This window comes from Amphibacillus cookii, assembly GCF_016908375.1.
Taxonomy (GTDB): Bacteria; Bacillota; Bacilli; order Bacillales; family Amphibacillaceae; genus Amphibacillus_C; species Amphibacillus_C cookii.
In genome coordinates, this window is sequence record NZ_JAFBDS010000003.1 from 58,811 (window position 1) to 80,581 (window position 21,771).

19 protein-coding genes and 1 other annotated feature (1 of these 20 running past the window's edge) are annotated in these 21,771 nt (G+C 38.3%); of the genes, 5 read left to right on the forward strand and 14 right to left on the reverse strand.

Annotated features, from left to right (window positions below; translation table 11 throughout):
• Nucleotides 1-59 precede the first annotated feature (59 nt).
• The 3 genes from JOE23_RS05525 to JOE23_RS05535 form a co-directional block, all read right to left on the reverse strand.
• The gene (locus tag JOE23_RS05525) at nucleotides 60-647 is read right to left on the reverse strand and encodes a hypothetical protein (protein ID WP_204436369.1); all 588 of its coding nucleotides are present in this window, start codon (nucleotides 645-647) and stop codon (nucleotides 60-62) included.
• A gap of 209 nt (nucleotides 648-856) precedes the next feature.
• On the reverse strand, nucleotides 857-3,007 hold the full coding sequence (locus JOE23_RS05530) for a DNA topoisomerase III (protein ID WP_204436370.1): 2,151 nt from the start codon (nucleotides 3,005-3,007) through the stop codon (nucleotides 857-859).
• 79 nt (nucleotides 3,008-3,086) lie between these two features.
• Entirely contained in the window at nucleotides 3,087-3,488 is a 402-nt protein-coding gene (locus JOE23_RS05535) for a DUF4181 domain-containing protein (protein ID WP_204436371.1), read from the reverse strand.
• A gap of 142 nt (nucleotides 3,489-3,630) precedes the next feature.
• Between JOE23_RS05535 and dat the strand changes: the two genes are divergently transcribed.
• The 3 genes from dat to chbG all read left to right on the forward strand — a co-directional run bounded on the left by dat (nucleotide 3,631) and on the right by chbG (nucleotide 7,150).
• A complete protein-coding gene (dat, locus tag JOE23_RS05540; protein WP_204436372.1) occupies nucleotides 3,631-4,470 on the forward strand; it encodes a D-amino-acid transaminase in 840 nt (279 codons plus the stop codon).
• 21 nt (nucleotides 4,471-4,491) lie between these two features.
• On the forward strand, nucleotides 4,492-4,998 hold the full coding sequence (locus tag JOE23_RS05545; RefSeq protein ID WP_204436373.1) for a P-loop NTPase family protein: 507 nt from the start codon (nucleotides 4,492-4,494) through the stop codon (nucleotides 4,996-4,998).
• 1,459 nt (nucleotides 4,999-6,457) lie between these two features.
• Nucleotides 6,458-7,150 (forward strand): chitin disaccharide deacetylase, encoded by a 693-nt coding sequence (chbG, locus tag JOE23_RS05550; protein ID WP_204436374.1) that lies wholly within the window; start codon nucleotides 6,458-6,460, stop codon nucleotides 7,148-7,150.
• A gap of 90 nt (nucleotides 7,151-7,240) precedes the next feature.
• Here chbG and JOE23_RS05555 read toward each other — a convergent pair whose 3' ends face one another.
• From JOE23_RS05555 to JOE23_RS05565, 3 genes are all read right to left on the reverse strand, one after another.
• On the reverse strand, nucleotides 7,241-7,840 hold the full coding sequence (locus JOE23_RS05555) for a nitroreductase family protein (RefSeq protein WP_204436376.1): 600 nt from the start codon (nucleotides 7,838-7,840) through the stop codon (nucleotides 7,241-7,243).
• A 316-nt stretch (nucleotides 7,841-8,156) separates the two neighbouring features.
• Complete coding sequence (locus tag JOE23_RS05560) at nucleotides 8,157-9,419, reverse strand: MFS transporter (RefSeq protein WP_338021895.1); 1,263 nt, start codon at nucleotides 9,417-9,419, stop codon at nucleotides 8,157-8,159.
• 346 nt (nucleotides 9,420-9,765) lie between these two features.
• Nucleotides 9,766-11,046, reverse strand: a complete 1,281-nt coding sequence (locus JOE23_RS05565) for a helix-turn-helix domain-containing protein (protein WP_204436377.1) — start codon at nucleotides 11,044-11,046, stop codon at nucleotides 9,766-9,768.
• A gap of 298 nt (nucleotides 11,047-11,344) precedes the next feature.
• Between JOE23_RS05565 and JOE23_RS05570 the strand changes: the two genes are divergently transcribed.
• Both JOE23_RS05570 and JOE23_RS05575 read left to right on the forward strand, forming a co-directional pair.
• Nucleotides 11,345-12,964, forward strand: coding sequence for an ABC-F family ATP-binding cassette domain-containing protein (locus tag JOE23_RS05570; protein ID WP_204436379.1), 1,620 nt, complete (start codon nucleotides 11,345-11,347; stop codon nucleotides 12,962-12,964).
• Between the two features lie 284 nt (nucleotides 12,965-13,248).
• Nucleotides 13,249-14,601: an FAD-dependent oxidoreductase gene (locus JOE23_RS05575; RefSeq protein WP_204436380.1), complete on the forward strand. Its 1,353-nt coding sequence runs from the start codon at nucleotides 13,249-13,251 to the stop codon at nucleotides 14,599-14,601.
• Here JOE23_RS05575 and JOE23_RS05580 read toward each other — a convergent pair.
• The 8 genes from JOE23_RS05580 to trpE all read right to left on the reverse strand — a co-directional run bounded on the left by JOE23_RS05580 (nucleotide 14,541) and on the right by trpE (nucleotide 21,452).
• Nucleotides 14,541-15,017: a hypothetical protein gene (locus JOE23_RS05580; protein ID WP_204436381.1), complete on the reverse strand. Its 477-nt coding sequence runs from the start codon at nucleotides 15,015-15,017 to the stop codon at nucleotides 14,541-14,543. The genes JOE23_RS05575 and JOE23_RS05580 overlap by 61 nt on opposite strands.
• A gap of 82 nt (nucleotides 15,018-15,099) precedes the next feature.
• A complete protein-coding gene (gene trpA / locus JOE23_RS05585) occupies nucleotides 15,100-15,888 on the reverse strand; it encodes a tryptophan synthase subunit alpha (RefSeq protein ID WP_204436382.1) in 789 nt (262 codons plus the stop codon).
• Complete coding sequence (gene trpB / locus JOE23_RS05590; RefSeq protein WP_204436383.1) at nucleotides 15,881-17,086, reverse strand: tryptophan synthase subunit beta; 1,206 nt, start codon at nucleotides 17,084-17,086, stop codon at nucleotides 15,881-15,883. Before trpB ends, trpA begins: the two co-directional genes overlap by 8 nt.
• Before the next feature lie 10 nt (nucleotides 17,087-17,096).
• Nucleotides 17,097-17,696: a phosphoribosylanthranilate isomerase gene (locus tag JOE23_RS05595; RefSeq protein WP_204436384.1), complete on the reverse strand. Its 600-nt coding sequence runs from the start codon at nucleotides 17,694-17,696 to the stop codon at nucleotides 17,097-17,099.
• Complete coding sequence (gene trpC / locus JOE23_RS05600) at nucleotides 17,686-18,474, reverse strand: indole-3-glycerol phosphate synthase TrpC (protein ID WP_204436386.1); 789 nt, start codon at nucleotides 18,472-18,474, stop codon at nucleotides 17,686-17,688. The genes JOE23_RS05595 and trpC overlap by 11 nt, the downstream gene beginning before the upstream one ends.
• Nucleotides 18,471-19,496, reverse strand: a complete 1,026-nt coding sequence (gene trpD / locus JOE23_RS05605; protein ID WP_204436388.1) for an anthranilate phosphoribosyltransferase — start codon at nucleotides 19,494-19,496, stop codon at nucleotides 18,471-18,473. The genes trpC and trpD overlap by 4 nt, the downstream gene beginning before the upstream one ends.
• A complete protein-coding gene (locus JOE23_RS05610; protein WP_204436392.1) occupies nucleotides 19,468-20,079 on the reverse strand; it encodes an anthranilate synthase component II in 612 nt (203 codons plus the stop codon). The genes trpD and JOE23_RS05610 overlap by 29 nt, the downstream gene beginning before the upstream one ends.
• A complete protein-coding gene (trpE, locus tag JOE23_RS05615) occupies nucleotides 20,076-21,452 on the reverse strand; it encodes an anthranilate synthase component I (protein ID WP_204436850.1) in 1,377 nt (458 codons plus the stop codon). The genes JOE23_RS05610 and trpE overlap by 4 nt, the downstream gene beginning before the upstream one ends.
• Nucleotides 21,453-21,691: 239 nt before the next feature.
• Nucleotides 21,692-21,771 (reverse strand) — a binding site (T-box leader) (it continues 148 nt past the right edge of the window).

The window sequence follows — 21,771 nt, forward strand, 5'->3', positions numbered from 1 at the left end:
ATTCCGAGTTCTCTATTAGCATTTTTTAGTTTCAAACAACAGAAAAGGCTTAGCTAATATTAGCTAAGCCTAAAGAATGAGCTTCTCCAGCTTTTTCTTTGCTCTTGTTCGGCATGAACAGTGAGATATGGATAGTCTTTTAATTTACCGTAATAAAAGGGTGTTAATTCTCGCCAATCCCTTAAATCTTGAGGTCTAATTAACCCCGGTGGCTTGGCACTATGATATATACCACATTCTTGCAACATCGATGCAACAAATTGTGAACAGAAAAAAGCATTTTCCCTATGAAACTCTTTATTTAACATGACACCAAATAAACCTAAAAAATTATAACGATATAAGTGCTTATGGCTTTCCATAATCATAATTTGTTCAACAAGCTGAGCATATTCCTCTTCTGTTACTTTTAACTGGTAAATGGCACACATTGAACGATTAAAAAAGGGCAAACTCAAATTCTCGCGAATAAAGCCACCGATAAATGGATTATGTGGTCGTTTCCGTCCAAAACTATAGACGAGCTTTAAATCTTGATCTAATGCAATGGATACATGATTTAAGGATTGTTTCGTATAAAGATCAATCGTTTTCGCCAATAGTGTACCTGTGCTTAAAAATAATAAGTACACGGTTTTTGTCTTCATATACTGCCTCCCCTCTTTATTAATAGACTGTGTTTATAAAGGTAAAGTTTCATAGAAATAAAAATAGTATAACAAAATATAGGCTGAATAGTAACAAATTTCTAAAAAATACGACGCTGTACCTAGAAATGAAGTGAAACTTCTTTAACTTTTCTAAACTATTAAAACAGGGAATGAATCATCGGCCGATGGTTCATTCCCTGTTCGTTTTATTCCTTCAGTTTCGATAGCGCATCTGCGAGCGCTGAATTGGTAAATTGATCATTATTTTTCTTCATATATTTGTTCACATCACGTTTTGAGGCTTTACCTGTCTTATTTTGCTCTTTTCTTTTCTGGAAAGCAGATAACTTCTCACGATATCCACAACGACAGGAAAAGGTTTGCGCTTCTCCCGTACCACGCATCTCCATTTTTTTATGGCATTGTGGGCAACGTGCATTCGTTTGACGTGCAATCTGTTTCTTTTCACCACATTGACGATCCTGGCAGACTAACATTCGGCCTTTCTTGCCATTTACTTCAAGCATCAACTTACCACAATTCGGGCATTTCGTTCCAGTAACATTATCATGTTTAAACGATGTCTCACTATTTTTTATTTCACGAACAACCGAGCTGGCATATTGCTTCATTTCATTAATAAACGTATCCTTTTGCAACTTTCCATTGGCAATGGCAGTCAACTTCTGTTCCCATTCTGCTGTTAAGACAGGCGAGCTTAAATCAGATGGAACCAGTTCAAGCAATTGGCGTCCTTTAGACGTCGTATAAATGTACTTACCACGGGCTTCAATATAATGAGTATTATATAATTTATCGATGATGTCAGCACGGGTAGCTACCGTACCGAGACCCCCTGTTTCATTCAAAGTACGTGCTAATTTTTTATCATCCATCTCCATAAATTTAACCGGATTCTCCATCGCTTGGAGTAAAGTTCCTTCTGTAAATCGCTCAGGAGGTGTGGTTTCACCTTTGGTTCGTTTCACCGTAACGTCTAACTGTTGACCTTCTTTTAAAACAGGTAGTGATTCTTGGTCACCTAGATCTTGATAAAGCGCTTTCCAACCAAGTGCTTTCACCTGTTTGCCACTTAGTTGGAACGTTTCTCCATCAATCTCAGCGATAAACGTCGTTTGTTGATAGAGGTAAGGCTTAGACAAAACAGCAAGGAATCGTTTAACGACAAGATCATAAATTTTTCGTTCTTTATCATCCAGATCAGCTAGATTAACTGACTGTTCAGTTGGGATGATCGCATGATGATCAGAAACCTTTTTATCATCAACAAATGATTTATTCGCTTGAATACCTTGATTTAAAATTGTACGAGCCGCTTTTGCGTATTGATCAACACCACATGCATCGACCCGGTCTTTTAAGGTTGAGACAATATCAGAAGATAAATGACGTGAATCGGTTCTTGGATACGTTAATATTTTGTGTTGTTCATAAAGCTTTTGCATGATTGATAAAGTCTGTTTACCGGAGAAACCAAATGCTTTATTTGCTTCTTGCTGTAAAGCTGACAAATCATATAACGGTGGGGCGTAACTTTTCTTTTCTGTTTGCTTGACCGCAGTCACTTTTGCTTTTTTACCTTTAAGACGCTGAAGCAATTGATCTGCTTTATTTTCATTAAATAGACGACTATTTTGATTAGCATCTTGCCAATTAAAACTTAAACCAGAATCGGTTTGTGCTTTAATCCCATAATAAGGCTGCGATTTAAATTCGTTAATCTCTTTTTCGCGTTTCGCGATCATGGCCAATGTCGGTGTCTGAACTCGACCACTTGAAAGCTGTGCATTATGCTTTGTTGTTAGGGCACGCGTTGCATTTAAACCCACATACCAGTCCGCTTCAGATCTTGCAGCAGCAGCCATATATAAATGGGTATAAGCTTTTCCAGGTTTTAAATTTTTGAACCCATCACGAATCGCTTTATCGGTCACCGATGAAATCCATAGACGTTTAATCGATTTATTAATACGTGCCTTTTCAATTATCCAACGCGCAACGAGTTCGCCTTCACGACCAGCATCCGTTGCAATCACGATCTCACTAACATCTTTACGAATCAGTTGTGATTTCACTACTTGAAATTGCTTATTAGTTTGACGCATCACAACTAGCTTGAGTCGTTCTGGCAACATTGGTAAGTCTTCCAGTTTCCACGTTTTGTACTTTTGATCATAAGCTTCTGGATCGGCTAATGTAACCAGATGCCCCAGTGCCCAAGTGACAATATATTTCTGTCCTTCAAAAAAACCATTTTGCTTTTTCGTGCAATTTAAAACGCGAGCAATATCACGACCAACTGATGGTTTTTCTGCAAGAACAACCGTTTTACTCATTATGATTGTTTCATTCCTTCCTCTTTTACACTGCTTATAGCTTAACATAATTTAGTTGCGATTATAAAAGAATTCATTTTTAAGCTAAAATTAATAACGTTACATAATTTAACAGTGCAAAAATATATCCACCTGCTATATTTATACAAGTAATATAAGCTTGTTGTGGTTGGTCTGAACGATACCATTCAAACCACGCACGAATGCATTCGACACTAGCTAGTACAATTGGATAAACAACTGCCATAAGAAGTGCTGTCGTGTATGGTGGTCCCTCTAAACTTAAAATAAGCATAAACATTAAGGCGATACCTATAAAAATCCGAGCCACTACATCAATGAAATTATGTTTTTGATTAATATAGTTGAAACCAAACCACTTTCGTTTTTGTAAGCCGAAGCGTTGCTGAATCTGCTTAGAAATAAAGTATATGACTAACATTAAAACGATTGAATAACTGATCACTAATCCAATTAACATAGTAGTCCTCCCCCTACTCGTTTATATAACGATCATTTTTTCCTAATTTTACTATATATTTCATCATATCATTACGATCTGTCCGTGTAAACCTGCTATAATAGACAGATATATTCACTTTTATGATAAGGGGTGTTTAAAGATGACTATTGTGTTAACAAATCAAGGCTTTAGCGAAGCATCAGCTGTTGTTTATCCATACCAAGAACGCGCCCTGCAGTTTGGTGATGGGATCTATGAAGTCATTCGTATGTATCAAGGACAGGCATACTTAATGGAGGCACACCTTGATCGTCTATACCGATCTGCCCAAGCGATCAAACTAAGTATTCCATTTGAAAAAGACGACTTACATAACCAGTTAATTGAACTCGTTGAACGCAACAAGCTTACTAAAGATGGCTTAATCTATTTACAGATCAGTCGTGGATCAGCTAAACGGCTTCATCTGTTTCCAGACTGCGCGCCAAATTTCTATGCATACACTGACACACTCGCTCGCCCCATTTCACAGCTAGAGAGTGGCGTGAGCGTGGTCACACACGATGACATCCGTTGGCATTATTGTTACATTAAAAGCTTAAACTTACTTCCCAACGTTTTGGCGAAACAAACAGCTCATGAGCACGGCAGTTTTGATGCGATTTTGCATCGAGACGATATCGTAACAGAATCAACGGCAGCCAATGTCTTTATTGTTAAAGACAATGTCATCATTACCCACCCTGCAACTGAACGAATTCTCCACGGTTGTGTCAGAAATCGATTAATTGATCTCGCTAGAGCAAACGATATTTCTGTAATCGAAGCTTACTATACCGTAGCGGATTTGTTAAATGCAGATGAAGTATTTATGACCAGTAGTGGTATCGAAGTCCTTCCGGTTGTCAAAGTTGACGATCAAACCATCGCTAATGGTAAACGAGGAGTAATCACCAAGCAACTTCAGCAATGGTATCAAGAAGACGCAAATCTAATTTAACTGATCAGAGGAGGCGATTTTTTGAACAAAATTATCATTATTGGATCCCCAGGTGCAGGAAAATCGACCTTATCACGAAAATTAAGCGAAAAATTCAACATCCCCATCCACCATCTCGATAACTTGTATTGGCAAGCGGGTTGGCAAGCGATTGATGATACGGTATTTCAACAACGCCAAGAAAAGATCTTATCTGCTGATCGTTGGATTGTTGATGGCAATTACAGCGCCACGCTTGATATCCGCATAGCAGCATGCGATACAGTGATTTTTTTGGATTATCCAACTTGGCGTTGCTTAGTAGGAATTACGAAAAGACGATTGAAGTATCGCAAGAAGACAAGACCAGATATGGCTGAAGGGTGTCCAGAAAAATTAGATTGGGCATTTTTCCTGTTCGTTTTAAGATTTAGGCGTGACAAACTCCCAAAGACCGAGGCCATGCTCAAAAAAATCGGGCCCGATAAAAAGGTTTATCGGTTAAGGTCACCTAAACAAATGAAGCAACTATTGACAAATGTGCTTTAATCAATCTTTAAGGGAGGGAACAAACATCCCCTCCTTCTGTTATTTCTATTGTATAAAACGAACCTTCAATCAGCGGGCGGAGGGCTACAGGACGTAGGTCAGCAGACGTGGGCCACAGGACGTGGCGGTCTTAGTCTGTAATCCTTCTAAAGACATGGCGGTCTTAGTCTACGATCTTACCTGCCCACTGATGGTTCGTTGCGTGAATCAGGACATGAGCGTCCGTTACCTCCCGCCTAAATAGATGATGGCTGGGCTGCTCTATTTTGAGGCGGGGGTTTTACTGACGGTTATCTGTGATAAAGGTGCTACAATATAAAAAAAACATTAGGAAAACAAGTTATCAGATAGCGTAGTGCAAAAGCTATCATGCAACCTATTCAAAGCGCCTACTACACGACAATAACAGTGCGTTACATTAGCGCTTCACTTAATGAACATCAAGCCATTTGCTTTTGTGTAAGTAAGTGACGCGTTATAAGTGCTTAGTTAATTTCTGAGCAAAAATAAGGAATGAAAACGATCAGCACTCAAAAAATAAATTATTTTTCATGTCTTCTTCCGTTTCTAATTTATAACAAATAGTTTTAAACATTTAACGTTAATTTTAAAAAAAGTTATAATTAGATGAAAATTAACATTTTTTGTTATAATAATTCAATATCAAAAAATTTAAAATCTAGTTTGTTTTTGAAAACATTAACCTAAGAATAGGTATTAATAGTACAATAAATAACACCAATACATTATATACAGTTGCATTTAAATTAAAAGCATTTCGACAAATAGTCAAAATAATAAATAATAGTATGGGTATTAAATAAACCATCATTTTCTTCATAACAACCACTCCTATTTTTCATTAATTAAATAGCTTCTTCCATATTGTCGTCATCATCACTAAAAGTTAGCAATATATATGATAAATTTATAATTATTCTTATAAGATCAATCTACTATTTTCGTTCTTAATTATAAATCTGCTCAAATGTAATTTATGTTTAGGATGTAAAACATTTCTTTAATGACAGTTAACCTTTTTTTGTTGAACTAAATGCAACCGTTTTACTGATACCTCTATCCTCGCTTTTTTCATTTTATATTTAAGCGTCCACGATAACTATTAAACATATAAAAATTTGCAAATATATTACAAATTTTTATTTACTTATGTAATTATAATAACATTTTTATATAATTTAGAAGTGCTTTTTTCTATAATTATAAATTATTTTCTGTTTTTAACACTTTTTTATCAAACTAAAAATATATTGGTGAAATCTCCGTCGTTATGCAATTGCTTAACATAAAGTGAACCTTCAATCAGGGGGCGTTTTACAGACAGTTATCCGTGATAAATATATCTTTTATCTAAGCCTATTCATCCTCCTCCCTTTATACCAATACATATGCTAAACTAGCTGTAACAACATTAATAGACGATTGGGGAATATCAGAAATGAAAGTCATATTTAACGCTGACGATTTTGGTTTAACAAAAGGGGTGACTGAAGGGATTATCAAAGCACATTTAAACGGGGTGATCAATAGTACCACCTTAATGATGAACGGGAAAGCGGCTGACTATGCCATTGCGATGGCTAAACAAACCCCTTCTTTGCCCATTGGTATTCACCTTGTCCTTACCTATGGAAAACCTTTGTGCAATGATGTTCCTGAGCTTGTTAATGCCAATGGTGACTTTAAATTCACTAAAGACATAGAGCAATTAAGTCCGTGTGAAATTGTCCAAATTGAGCAAGAGTGGCGGACACAAATCGAGGCCTTCCTCTCAGCTGGTTTAACGCTTAATCATATCGATAGTCACCACCATGTTCACGGATGGACGGCATTAAAAGGTTTAATCATTACACTCGCAAAGGAATACCATGTACCGTTAAGATATACTCATACACTGAAAGATGAAAAAGACTTGCTTTATACAGATAAACTGTGGGCACGTTTCAATAATAACAACCACGACTTAGACGTGTTTCAACAACTAAAGAAAGTAAAGGCGGATTCAATTGAAGTAATTACACATCCTGGGATCGTTGATCAAGATTTGAGGCAGGTCAGTTCATATGTCGATCAACGGGAGCAAGAGTTGGAGATACTTTGTCAACTCAATGTACCCAATTGGGTGAATTAGTCTTTCAGTTTTCTGGTTGTTGCTAGAGGTAATCCCTTTATACGATTTCAATTAAAAAGGATGTGCTTCAAGCGCACATCCTTTTTCTGTTTATTTATATACTTTAATACGCTCTTCTAGTGGTTGGAACTGCTTTTCTCCCGGCTCAATCTCTGGTTTACCAAACGGCATTTGCGCGCGAAGTAACCAACTATCTGGTAACTGCCAACGTTGTTTGACTTGATCGTCAATTAACGGATTATAGTGTTGTAAAGAAGCACCTAACCCTTCATTTTCTAGAGCTGTCCACACCACATGTTGCAGCATACCTGACGCTTGATCTGACCAAATTGGGAAATTATCTTTGTACAATGCCATTTGTTCCTGCAAATCTTTCACCATATCTTGGTCTTCAAAAAACAGCACCGTACCATAGCCTGCTTTAAAGCTATCAATACGCGCATCCGTGTCTGGAAAGTTTTCAGCAGGAACGATCTTACGCAATTCTTCTTTTGTCATATCCCACAGCGCTTTATGCTCTTCATTAAATAAAACCACAACTCGTCCACTCGTTGCATTAAATGCATAAGGGGTGTGTTTAACTGCAAACTGAATAACTTCTTCAACCCGTTCCTCATCAACAACTTTCTCATCACTTATAACGTAAATTGAACGACGATGCTCGATTGCTTGGTAAAAATCTCTTGCCATAAGTATCTCCTCCTTGTATATACTAGATAATAATAGATCCTTATAAAATGAACCTTCAATCAATGGGCGGAGGGCTACAGGACGTGGCGGGTCTAGTCTACGATCTTACCTGCCCACTGATTGCAAGTTCGTTGAGTGAATCAAGACATGAGCGTCCGTTATCACCTACTTCAATCGATTGACCTCTATTCTCTATTTGAGAAGGGTGTTTTACGGACGGTTATCTGCGATAAAAATTTTTATAAGAAAATGATCTAATGATTACTATACCCAGCAAAGAAACAGATTAAACATTTGCCGACTTTTTCCTTCATTCCTATGTGTTGATTAACTTCGATGGTTTTTTAACGAATAGAGCACTAAACAATCCAATCAGGGGAAAAACAAGCATCGTAAGCAGTACAGGATGATAACTTCCGAATAAATCAAATCCACTCCCAAAAGGCAGTGGTCCTAGTGAAGAACCAATAACCATCATCATTGCAGCTACACCATTAATTGAACCGATATAACGACGCCCAAAAAAATTAGGCCAAATTGCTTTTAATCCAATACGTTCAAGCCCATTAGCAACACCCCAAAACAGACCAAAAACAAAAGCTAATACGCTTGATACCAGCATGGTTAATAATATTAATAGAAAAATTTCAATAATAAAAATGCCTACTAAGGCATAGTGACTTGGTATTTTATCTAAAACATATCCCGAGACAAAAGACATTGGAATGCCAACAAGCGCCATCATACTTAAAATCGTTGCTGCCATTTCTGCTGATAAACCATTGCTATTAAAAATTGAGAAAATATGAAAGGTAATTCCGGTGTTAATCATGGATGGAATACCAATACAAACTAAAATCAACCAAAAAGCACGTGTCCTCATCGCTTCCTTTAACGTCCAATCTGCCTCTATCGGATCTACCGTTACCGAAGCAAAATCGATCTTGTTCGTTATATTTTTTATTTTTCCATCTGGTTCCAAACCAATATCTTCTGGTTTATTGCGTACAAAAAACCAAGCTACAGGAACAAAAATAATCAGTAAAGCTACACCCCAGAAACGCCATGCAAATTGCCAACTCCACGTTCCAATTAACCACGTGTTAACAACCGGGAATAGTGCCGAACTAATAAATGTCCCTAATGACATCAAACTAAACGCTACCCCCCTCTTTTTAATAAACCACTGTGCCACTAAAGTGTTGGGAATGAGCGTCATGCTTCCTTGACCAAGTAACCGAATAAGGAAAAAACCAACAGCTAACATACCAATCGAATTAACGGTACTATTAAAAAATAACGCACACGCAAATAAAACACCAATGGTAACCATCATAATTCGCTGACCAAAGCGATCAATAAATCGTCCAACGACAATCATAATCATACCCGCACAAAAGGTCGCGATTGAATAAACACCAGAAATTTGTGTCCGTGACCAACCAAAATCATTGATAAATTGATCAATAAATGTTGAATTTGAGTACGTTTGACCAGGACCAGAAAAGAAAACACCTAGAGCTGCTACTGCAACCATCATCCAGCCATAAAAAAATTTCTCTTGAAAATATTTAAACAAAACCTTGCCCCTTCCTAATCTTTATCTTTTGAAAAAATGACTTTATATAAAACGAATCTTATTTTCGTTCGTCTCCCACTGATTGCAGGTTCGTTGAGTGAATCCGGACAATAGCGCCCGTTATCACCCACCTCAATTGATTTGCTCTACTCTCTATTTTGAGGTGAGTGTTTTACGGTCGATTATCTGCGATACGTTATGGAAAAGCTTACAATTATTTATTCCTTTTTAATTTCCTTAATTCAAAAAAAGCGTAAGAAAACAGAATTTCATTGCCTGTTTCAATGTAGAAACGATATTATTCACTTCTTTTAGCTAAAATATATAGGCATTCTAATATTAACGACTAATTATTATCCCGTATCCGCAATTGATTCAATGCTTCGTTAGCCTCTCGATAATAATTAGCAGATACCTTATATTTTCTTATTTGATAATAATAATCGCCTGTCATTTGCAAATAGTAAGCATAGCTTAAATACAGTTTTCTTTTTTTGAAAAACGGTAAAATTTCTTTCTCCATTAACACTTCAAAACCTTGATCAAAACCATAAATCAAGTAGTAATAAATACTAATTTCATAGTTTAATGGTTGGGAAATCGTTAATTCATGGTTTACTAGTTCTCTAGCAACCTTATGCCATTGTTTTGCTTGCTCAATATCCCCACAGTTATAATACGCTTTAAAAAGGCCGCTAATCGCATTTAACTCTGCTTCAGTAAAAGAATGCTTTGACAATTCATAACAGTGCTTATAATAGTGGATGGCTTGATCTGTTAGCTGCATATCACTGTAAAGCTCACCCATCGCCTGGTTACATCTGACTAACACATCATGCTCTTTTAGTTCTGTAGCAATCTTGCATGCTAACTCGAAATTTGTCAATGCTTCATTAACCTCGTTCATCCTTTTATAAGCGACGCCAAGTATAATATGAGATTCAGCACAACGCTTTAATTGGTACGTGTTCCGATAATAATCTAAGGCGCGTTTTACATAAACTGTACTATGATAAGTGTAATAGAGTCGAGTCGCTGTACATGAAATTTGGAAATAGAGATCATGTTTTTCTTGTTGATTATTAACGAGCTCTTCAGGCATCATTTTCTCCGCTCGCAAATAGAATTGAAAGGCGTCTTCATAAGCCAAGTTTGAATAGTTGTAATAGCCTGAAAATTTCAACCAATAGTAATGTTCAATTTCATTGAAATGACTCCTATCTTGTTCAAGAAAAGCATATTTCCGTTTTGCGTAATTAAGTTGATTCGTTAAAATAAAATAAAATAATGTATGCAGTTCGACTAACCAATACAAATCAGCATCAATTACCTTCTCTATTTCTTCTTCAATCCGTTGATAGGTTTCATGCGCCCTTATTATGTTTTCGTCTAATAGTTGATTAAACCATTGATAAACAAGGTTATTTATATTATGATCAAGTACCCGTTCGGGTTGAATTTCCAAGCGTTGACATATCTTTTCTATCGCATCTGGATTAGGATCAGCACTATTACGCTCTATTTTTGATAAATAAGATACCGAAACAATACCTTTAGCGAGCTCCTCTTGAGTCATATTGGCTTTTGTGCGGAAATACTTAATTTTGTGACCAATACCTTCTGACATCATATCACCTCTTATCCCTTATCTTACACAATAAAATATGGGAAGTCATTATTAATAAAAATGTTTACTCCATCTATTTCTATCTCCTCTCTATATCGTTCTTTTTTTAAAAAACTTAAATACTTGATATTTATTTCTATTTGGTGGATCTCGAACAAGTGAAGCATTTTATTGACAGTTATTATAGAAGGGAAATGTAATGATTAGATAATTATTTTTTAACATCAATTGACTTCATTACATTTTTAGCTTAAGCTAGGCTTTAATTATGTCTATTTTGATGGAGGAACAATCAAGTATGTTACAAGTGACAAATGTAAGTTTGCGTTTTGGCGATAAAAAGCTGTTTGAAGATGTTAATATTAAATTCACACCGGGGAATTGTTATGGTTTAATCGGAGCGAACGGCGCTGGTAAATCAACATTCCTTAAGGTATTATCCGGAGAAATTGACCCACAATCTGGCCATGTTTCTCTTGGCAAGGACGAACGATTAGCGGTTTTAAAACAAGACCATTTTGCTTATGAGGACTACCAGGTACTCGAGACTGTGATTCTGGGTCACGAACGCCTTTACCAAGTTATGAAAGAGAAGGACGCCGTTTATGCTAAAGCTGATTTTAGTGAAGAAGATGGCATGAAAGCAGCCGAATTAGAAGGTGAATTCGCAGAATTAAATGGTTGGGAAGCAGAATCAGATGCTGCCATTCTTTTAAAAGGATTAGGTGTGGCAGAAGATGTCCATGATAAAAAAATGGCTGATCTTAGTGGTTCAGATAAGGTGAAAGTATTGCTTGCACAAGCTTTATTTGGGTCACCAGATATTTTATTACTTGATGAGCCAACGAACCATTTAGATATCCAAGCCATTCAATGGTTAGAGGAATTTTTAATCAATTTTGACAACACGGTTATCGTTGTGTCCCATGATCGACATTTCTTAAATAAGGTTTGTACACATATTGCTGATGTCGACTATGGAAAAATTGAACTTTACGTTGGTAATTATGATTTTTGGTATGAGTCAAGCCAGCTTGCATTAAAAATGGCTCAAGACCAAAACAAGAAAAAAGAAGAGAAAGTTAAAGAATTACAGAACTTTATTGCCCGATTTAGTGCCAATGCTTCTAAATCACGTCAAGCGACTTCACGTAAGAAAATGCTCGATAATATCACTATTGAAGATATTAAGCCGTCTTCACGTCGTTATCCTTATGTAGCATTTAAACCAGAGCGAGAAATAGGTAATGACTTATTACGTGTTGAAGGAATAAGTAAAACGATTGATGGCGTTAAAGTCCTTGATAATGTAAGTTTCACCTTAAATCGTGATAATAAAGTTGCTTTTGTTGGACGAGATGAATTAGCGAAAACGACATTATTTGATATATTAATGGGCGAGATTGAACCTGATGAAGGTAGCTACTCGTGGGGCGTCACCACATCTCAGGCTTACTTCCCGAAAGATAATAGTAAGTTTTTCGAGAATAATGAATTAACATTGGTCGAATGGCTCCGTCAATACTCTCCTGAAGACCAAACAGAAACGTTCTTGCGTGGTTTTCTAGGTCGCATGTTGTTTTCTGGAGAAGAAGCTTTAAAGAAAGCAAAAGTATTATCTGGGGGCGAGAAGGTCCGTTGTATGCTTTCAAAAATGATGTTATCAAGTGCCAATGTACTCATCTTGGATGAGCCTACGAACCACTTAGATCTTGAATCGATTACATCAGTCAATAATGGTTTAATTCAATTTAATGGAGCTATCTTGTTTACTTCGCATGATCATCAATTTATTAATAGTATAGCGAATCGCTTGATTGAGATCACACCAAAAGGGTTGATTGATAAAGAAATAAGTTACGATGAGTATGTAAGCGACAGAGCGTTACAAGCTGAAATTGATAGCTGTTATCAATAGACAGAGGGACCTTTCCCTTTGTCTATTTTTTTTAAAAAAACACTTCTTTAAATACATTATTTACTTTAAAATTTTCTTTTATTGATGTGACAACTTTGTGAATTTTATAATGAAAATGCAGTAAAATATTGATATGACAATACTATCCAAAAAAGTTTGTGAAATATTATACAATTCCCTTGATACTTAGCAGACTTAAGAGTATAATAAGTTTTACAACATATTTGAAGGTATGTTTATTTAAAGTTGTGAAATAATGAACCTAAAAACGGAGGATGACAAACATGAAAGTAGCTGTAATTGGATGTACACACGCAGGAACAGCAGCCATTAAAAACACGCTTGCATTATACCCTGACGCTGAGATTGAAGTATTTGAACGTAATGATACGGTCTCATTCTTGTCTTGCGGTATTGCACTCTATGTAGGTGGTGTTGTCGAAAAGGCAGAGTCACTTTTTTACGCATCAGTTGAAGGTTTTGAAGAACAAGGCATTAAAATGCATATGCAACATGAAGTACTTAATGTTGACATTGACAAAAAACAATTAGCAGCAAAAGATTTGAATACTGGCGAATCAACGAACTATGACTATGATAAGTTGATTATTACCACTGGATCTTGGCCAATTACACCGCCAATTCCTGGATCTGACTTAGAGAACGTTGTACTATGTAAAAACTATGATCACGCGAAAGATATTATTCGTCGATCAGAGCATGTTAATAACGTCACTGTTGTCGGTGGGGGGTATATCGGTGTTGAACTTGTTGAAGCATTTGAAGAAAACGGTAAAAATGTAACATTAATCGATGCTGAATCACGTATCCTTAACCGCTATTTAGATAAAACCTTTACTGATCCTGTTGAAGCTTCATTCCGTGAAAAAGGCGTTAGCTTACTTTTAAATGAAATGGTTTCGGGCTTTGAAGGTAATGGTAAAGTTGAAAAGGTAATAACCAATAAGAGTGAAGTAAAGGCAGACCTCGTTGTGATGTGTATTGGCTTCCGTCCAAACACAGACTTAATCAAAGGGCAAGTCGATATGCTTCCAAATGGAGCAATCGTTGTTGATGAGTATATGCGTACAAGTGTAAAAGACGTATATGCAGCAGGTGATTGCTGTGCTGTACCTTACACACCAACAAAACAGCCTGCGTACATTCCATTAGCAACCAATGCGGTCCGAATGGGAACACTCGTCGCGCAAAATTTAGTTGAGGCTAAGCTTCCACATCCAGGTACACAAGGTACTTCTGGTTTGAAGATTTATGATCATTATATTGGATCAACTGGTTTGACAGAAACAGCAGCTGAAGTCAATAAAATCAAGGTGCGTTCTGCTTACTTAGAAGAAACATATCGTCCCGACTTTATGCCAGAAAACAATGTTATTAAATTGAAGTTAGTATATGAAGTAGACAGTCATCGTGTCGTTGGTGCGCAAGTTATTTCTGATACTGATCTTACACAAGTTGTCAATACAGTTAGTGTAGCGATCTCTAATGATATGACAATTGAGCAACTGGCATTAACAGACTTCTTCTTCCAACCACACTTTAATAAGCCAGTGAACTATTTAAATGAAGTCGCTCTTAAAGCGATGCAACAAGAAGTGAAAGAAGCGGTAAAATAAAGATATTTCGTCACGCTTGATTTTTGATCAAGCGTGACGATTTTTTTATGCGAATTTCTCTCTTCTTTCGTGCGTTCGCTCGATACTTTCATGCGAAACCCTCTCTTTTCGTGCGTTCGCTCGATCTTTCGTGCGAAACTCTCTTCTTTCGTGCGTTCGCTCGATCTTTCATGCGAAACTCTCTCTTTTCGTGCGTTCGCTCGATCTTTCATGCGAATTTCTCTTTTTTCTTGCGTTCGCTCGATACTTTCATGCGAAACTCTCTTCTTTCGTGCGTTCGCTCGATCTTTCATGCGAATTTCTCTTTTTTCTTGCGTTCGCTCGATACTTTCATGCGAAACTCTCGCTTTTTCGGGCGAACTCGCGACTCTTTCATGCGAATTTTTCTCTTTTCGTGCGTTCGCTCGATCTTTCATGCGAATTTTTCTCTTTTCGTGCGTTCGCTCGATCTTTCATGCGAAACTCTCTCTTTTCGAGCGAACGCATGAATCAATCCACCTAGTTTGCGGATCTGTTTTTTGTTGCTTGAATAAGTGGTTTAATTTCTGCGCGTTTGTTTTCATGTAAGCTGGCGACAATTTTACTACCTACTACCACACCATCACAATATTTGCTTAATGCTCGTACCTGTTCTGGCTTGGAAACGCCGAAACCCGCTAATACAGGTTTGTCAGTCATCGTCTTTAATTGCTCCAAATATATCGTGACCTTATCAGCAAAAGCCGCGCGTTCACCTGTTGTACCCGTTACCGTGACCGCATAGAGAAACCCTTCTGTTTGCGTAGCAATTTTTTTTAATCGTTGGTTAGAACTTGTTAAAGCAGCTAGACGGATGAGTGCTATTTGGTAATCTGCTAAGGATGGAGTCAATAAACCTTCCTCTTCTAATGGGAGATCAGGAACAATGATGCCATCTACACCTGCTTGTTGGCAAGATAGAGCAAATGCCTCAATCCCATAGCTATAGATCGGGTTAAGGTACGTCATTAATACAATCGGAATTGAGCGGTCTTGTTTCGTTTCTGTAAGTTTGTCTAACACAGACCGCAAGCTAACACCTTCGGCTAATGCTCGCAATCCAGCTGCTTGTATCGTCGGTCCATCTGCAACAGGATCAGAAAAAGGTATGCCTAATTCAATAGCTGTCGCCCCTTGCTCTTGCAAAAATTTTATCTGTTCAGGTAATGCGTCAATCCCACCATCACCTGCCATAATGTAAGGTACAAAAATTTTATCCCCTTTGGAAAGGGTCTGTTCAAAGGCTTGATCCAACTTCGCTTTAGGCATTTCCCTCACCTCCTAACGCATCTTTGACTGCTTCAACATCTTTATCACCACGACCAGAGAGACAGACCACAATCGATTGATCGGCAGGCATCGTTGGTGCGAGTTTTTCTAAATAAGCGATGGCATGGGCACTTTCTAACGCTGGGATAATCCCTTCTGCTCGTGATAATAACTTAAGCCCTTCTAGAGCCTCATTATCTGTTATCGAATGGTAGTTAACACGTTTAATCTCTTTAAAGTGACTATGTTCCGGTCCAACCCCCGGATAATCGAGCCCTGCTGAAATAGAATGTGCTTCTTCCACTTGCCCCTCTTGATCTTGGAGTAAATATGTCATCGTACCGTGTAAAATGCCGACCTTACCTTCTGTTAAGGTGGCCGCATGTTTCCCTGTATCGATACCTGATCCCCCTGCTTCAACACCATACAGCTTAACCGTGCTGGCATTCACAAATGGATAAAACATCCCCATCGCATTGCTACCGCCACCAATACAGGCAACAACAGCATCAGGCAGACCAGCTTCAACCTCGGCAAACTGCTGCTTTGTTTCTGTGCCAATGACACTTTGAAAATCACGGACCATTTTTGGAAACGGATGTGGGCCGACCACAGAACCTATAATATAGTGGGTATCTTCAACATGGGCAACCCAATAACGTAGTGCTTCATTAACCGCATCTTTTAACGTCCCACTCCCTTGGCTAACACTAACCACTTTAGCACCAAGCAACTCCATTCGAAAAACGTTAAGCTTTTGTCTACGAATATCTTCTTCACCCATAAAAACGATGCACTCAAGTCCTAACAAAGCACATACAGTTGCTGTGGCTACACCATGTTGACCAGCGCCTGTTTCAGCGACTACTTTCTGTTTGCCCATCCTTACGGTCAATAACGCTTGCCCCAGGGCATTATTTATTTTATGTGCTCCGGTATGATTGAGGTCTTCTCGTTTTAAATAAATCTTTGCCCCACCGAGAGCTTTTGTTAAGCGTTCTGCAAAATATAATGGCGTTTCACGCCCAACATACTTTTTCAAATAATAATTAAATTCCTTTTGAAATTCTGGATCTTCACTGGCTTGCTTATACGCTTGTTCTAGCTCAATGACTGCAGGCATTAATGTTTCTGGAACGAAGCGTCCGCCGAAAGAACCAAAATGTCCGGTTTCGTTTGGTTGTTGATAAGCTGACATATGCTTTCACCTAGCCTTCCTTTGCATTTTTTATAAATTGAATGATTTTTTTATCATCTTTTACACCATTGATCTCCACACCACTTGAGACATCAACACCAGCTGGCTGTATGTGTTCGATCGCTTGTTGAACATTGGTTAGGGTTAATCCACCAGCCAAGATCAGCTTTTCCCGACTTCGCTTAAATGAATCAATTAAGTTCCAATCAAATACATGGCCACTTCCTGCCACAGCACCGTCAAGCAAGACATAGTCAACGTCATTAATATAGTGACCCACACGGTCAACATCACTGGATGTTTGAATGGAAATCGACTTAATAACGGGATAGCGACTCGCTCGACACGCGGATAGTGACTCATTGCCGTGTAATTGCACATAGTCGAGCCCCACTTGATCAGCGATCTGATTAACTTCTTCAATGGGTTTATTAACAAAAACACCTACTGACTTTAGAGACGAAGGCAACCCCATACAAATGGCTTGTGCCGCTTCAATCGTTAGCTGTCGCTTGCTTTTCGCAAAAATAAAACCAATCAAATCTGCTCCAGCATCAGCTACTACCCTTGCAGTTGCTTGAGACTGAACGCCACAAATTTTAACCAACATGGTCTTCACCCACATTAATAAAATCATTAAACGTTTGCTTCACGTCTTCCGACTTCATCATCGTTTCCCCAACTAAAATGGCGTTTGCTCCTGCCGCTTTCACTCGAGCAACGTCATCCGATGTTCTCATGCCGCTTTCACTAATTAACACTTGTTTGGCTGGATCAATCGATGGTGCTAACTGTTCGGTAATCGCCAGGTCAACTTCAAAAGTCTTAAGATTCCGATTATTCACACCGATTAACGTCGATCCTAAACGTTGAGCTACATTCATTTCAACTTGATTATGAACTTCAACGAGTACTTCTAATCCCAAATCAGTCGCATATTGAAACAGGAACGCCAGTTTTTCCTCAGATAAAGCTGCTACAATTAACAAGATCACATCCGCCCCGCTGACATAAGCACGATCGATTTGAACGGGATCAATAATGAAATCTTTATTTAAAATTGGCAATTCAACCACTTGGCGTACAGCCTGTAAGTCAGCCATTGTCCCCTGGAAAAAGGGTTGATCCGTTAATACCGAAATCATTGAAGCGCCAGCAGCTTGATAAGCTTTGGCCTGTTTAGCAGGGTCTAAATTGGGATTGATCAAACCTTTCGATGGTGATGCACGTTTAAATTCAGCAATGATATTTAATCCATCACTTTTTTGACAATGCTGATAAAACGAGCGGATTGGCTGGATACGTTTGCGTTCAGCATACTTATTAGCTGCTTTTAAACGTTCCACTTCCTCCATTTTCTCCACTAAGATATCTCCTAAAACCGTCATTTCTTCACCCCTTGTTGGCTCTTACTGTAATGAATGAGGAAATCCAGCTTGGCTAACGCTGCTTTTGAATCAATGCTTTCTCGGGCCAATTGAACACCTTGCTGAACCGTATCTGCCTTCCCATTTGCAAAAATGCCAAGCCCAGCATTTAGCAATACCGTATCACGATGTGGGCCTTGCTTACCTTCTAATACAGCACGTAATATCTCTGCATTTTCTTGCGCTGTTCCCCCACGAATCTGCTCATTATTTACCGTTGGCAAGCCGACTTCCTCTGGTGTAATGGTAAATTGCATCATTTCTCCTCGATCAAGTAAAACACAGTGGTTCTCACCCGCAAGCGACGCCTCATCCATGTAACCTGCTCCATTTATAACAAGCGCCCGCTTACGCCCTAGTTGATGAAGAACATTAGCGACTTGTTCTAATAAATCACGGCGATAAACCCCTAACAACTGTGTCGTTAATTCAACAGGGTTCGTTAACGGACCAATCAAATTAAAAATCGTAGGTATCGCTAATCCACGTCTAACTTGCATCACTTGTTTCATCTCTGGATGGACATGCTGAGCAAATAGAAAGGCAATGCCGTTATCTTTTAACAGCTCTGTCATCTGTTCGGGTGTTGAGCTCAGTTCAACACCTAATGCTTCTAAAACATCTGCACTACCTGTTTGACTCGAAATACTACGATTCCCATGCTTAGCCACTTTAATACCGGCACCTGCTAAAACAAATGCACTCGTTGTACTAATATTAAAGCTTTGCGAACCGTCACCACCTGTACCACAGTTATCCATCGCACCAGCTATCTCTGTTGGTAAGGGTAAAGCCTTCTCTCGTATCACATTAACTAACCCGGTTATTTCACTTACTGATTCCCCTTTGACCTTTAGCGCGACTAAAAACCCTCCAATTGCAGCCTCTGATGTGTTCGGATCAAAGAGTAAACGGCTCGCCTGCTCCATCTCCGCAATCAACAAGTCCTGCTTATCAGTGACTTTCTCTAAGAAGCTTTTCACCTTTATCTTCCTCTCTAATTGTGGTTAAAAAATTCGCTAATAACTTCTTTCCATCTGTTGTACCAATCGATTCAGGATGAAATTGCATACCGTAAATCGGGAAATCGTTATGCTTCACCGCCATTATTTCCTGGTCTTCCAACGACATCGCCGTAACCGTCAAACAAGGCGGTAAGGTCTCTTTTAAGATGACTAAGGAGTGATAACGCATCACCTCAATCGTATCATTTAAATCTTGAAAAATATGATCATGATGATGCTTGATTTGCGATGTTTTACCATGCTTCACGAATTTGGCATGGCTCACGGTTGCTCCATAGGCTTCACCTATCGCTTGATGCCCCAGACAAATCCCTAAAATAGGAATCTTTTGTTCAAAGGCTTTGACAACATCAATGCATATGCCCGCTTCTTTTGGTGCACCTGGACCCGGAGATAAAACAATTGCTTCAGGTGATAATGACTCTATTTCTGTTAAAGTGATTTGATCATTGCGTACGACTTTGACCTGTTCGCCCAACTCACTAATGTATTGATACAAGTTATAGGTAAATGAATCATAATTATCAATTAATAAAATCATCGGTTCGCTACCTCCAATAACGATTTGGCTTTATTTAATGTTTCCTGATATTCACTAACTGGATCTGAATCATATACAATACCTGCTCCCGCTTGAACATAGGCTGTTTGACCTTTTACAACCATTGTTCGAATCGCTAAAGCTAAATCTAAGTCGCCATTTAGGTTAATATAACCAACTGATCCAGCATAGACGCCTCTTTTTTTGGACTCAAGTGCATTAATGATTTGCATCGCACGTATTTTAGGTGCACCAGAGACGGTTCCTGCCGGTAATGTTGCGATTAATGCATCCAATCCAGTCATATTTTTCGCCAACTTCCCTGTTACCTCTGAAACAATGTGCATAACATGTTGATAACGTTCAATCTCCATATATTTAGCGACTTCTATCGTGTGTACTTGGCAAACCCTTCCCAAGTCATTTCGGCTCAGATCAACAAGCATCTTATGCTCTGCTCGTTCTTTTTGGTCAGCCAGTAACTGTTCAGCTAGATCAAGATCTTCTGCTTCCGTTCTCCCTCTAGGACGTGTACCTGCGATTGGATTAGTGACTACCTCATCGCCTTTAATTTTAATGAGACTTTCTGGAGACGCACCTAAAACGATATAATTTTCAAAATCGATATAGAACATATATGGCGATGGATTGGCTAGTCGCAATCTACGATAGAACGTAAACGGATCAACAGTGAATGAAGCCTTCATTCGTTGTGACAAAACAACTTGAAAAACGTCGCCATCAATAATATGTCGTTTTGCCGTTTCTACCATTTCAATGAAGGTACGCTCATCAATTGAAGGGGTAAATGTTAAGGCGAATTTTTCGTTTCCTTGTTTCACTTGATTGGTCAAAATTTGTTCTGTCAATTGATCCAATTTAGCATTCAAATCTTGTTTCGTTCTTGTTTGCGTCATATCAACAGCAACGACAGTGACTGATTGTTGTTGATGATCAAAAATGACCACTTCTTGGTAGAACATCAGATGAACATCCGGCATCTCAATCTCATCATCAAGTCGTCCTCCTATATCTTCATATTGACGGATGCTGTCATAGCCGATATAACCAATTGCCCCACCATAAAAAGCAAACGGTAAATCTAAGTCAACATGAGGAATATGTTTTTTCACAATTTCCAGTGGATCGCCTTGTTCAATGTGGTTGTCTTGATCAGTATGAATTTCGACTCGCTGTTGTGAGGCGATAATCTCTTTAAACGGATTGACGCCGATAAATGAATAGCGTCCTTTCTCACCATGACCACTTGAACTTTCCAGAATAAATTTCCGCTTACCTTGAAGTCGATTAAACACAGCAATTGGTGTTAACGTGTCACCATTAAGTTCTCTTATTTGATATTGATAAACCATCATCGATCACCCCTTTTATTAGGATAAGTTACTTATCTTTCATCTAACCACTTATTATTTAATCAAAAAATATAGCTTTAAAGAGAGAATAAAACGAACCTTCAATCCGTTCTTCACCCAATGATTGGTCGTTGAGTGAATCAGGCCATTGATCTCAATAGATTGACCTCTACTCTCTATTTTGATCCGGACGGTTATCTAAGCGGACAAAAAACCCCTAAAACAGACTTAAGACTATTTTAGGGGACGATTTATTGAGCTCAAACCGCGGTACCACCACCAGTTTAGAAACATACGTTTCTACGCTTTATATCTTGTA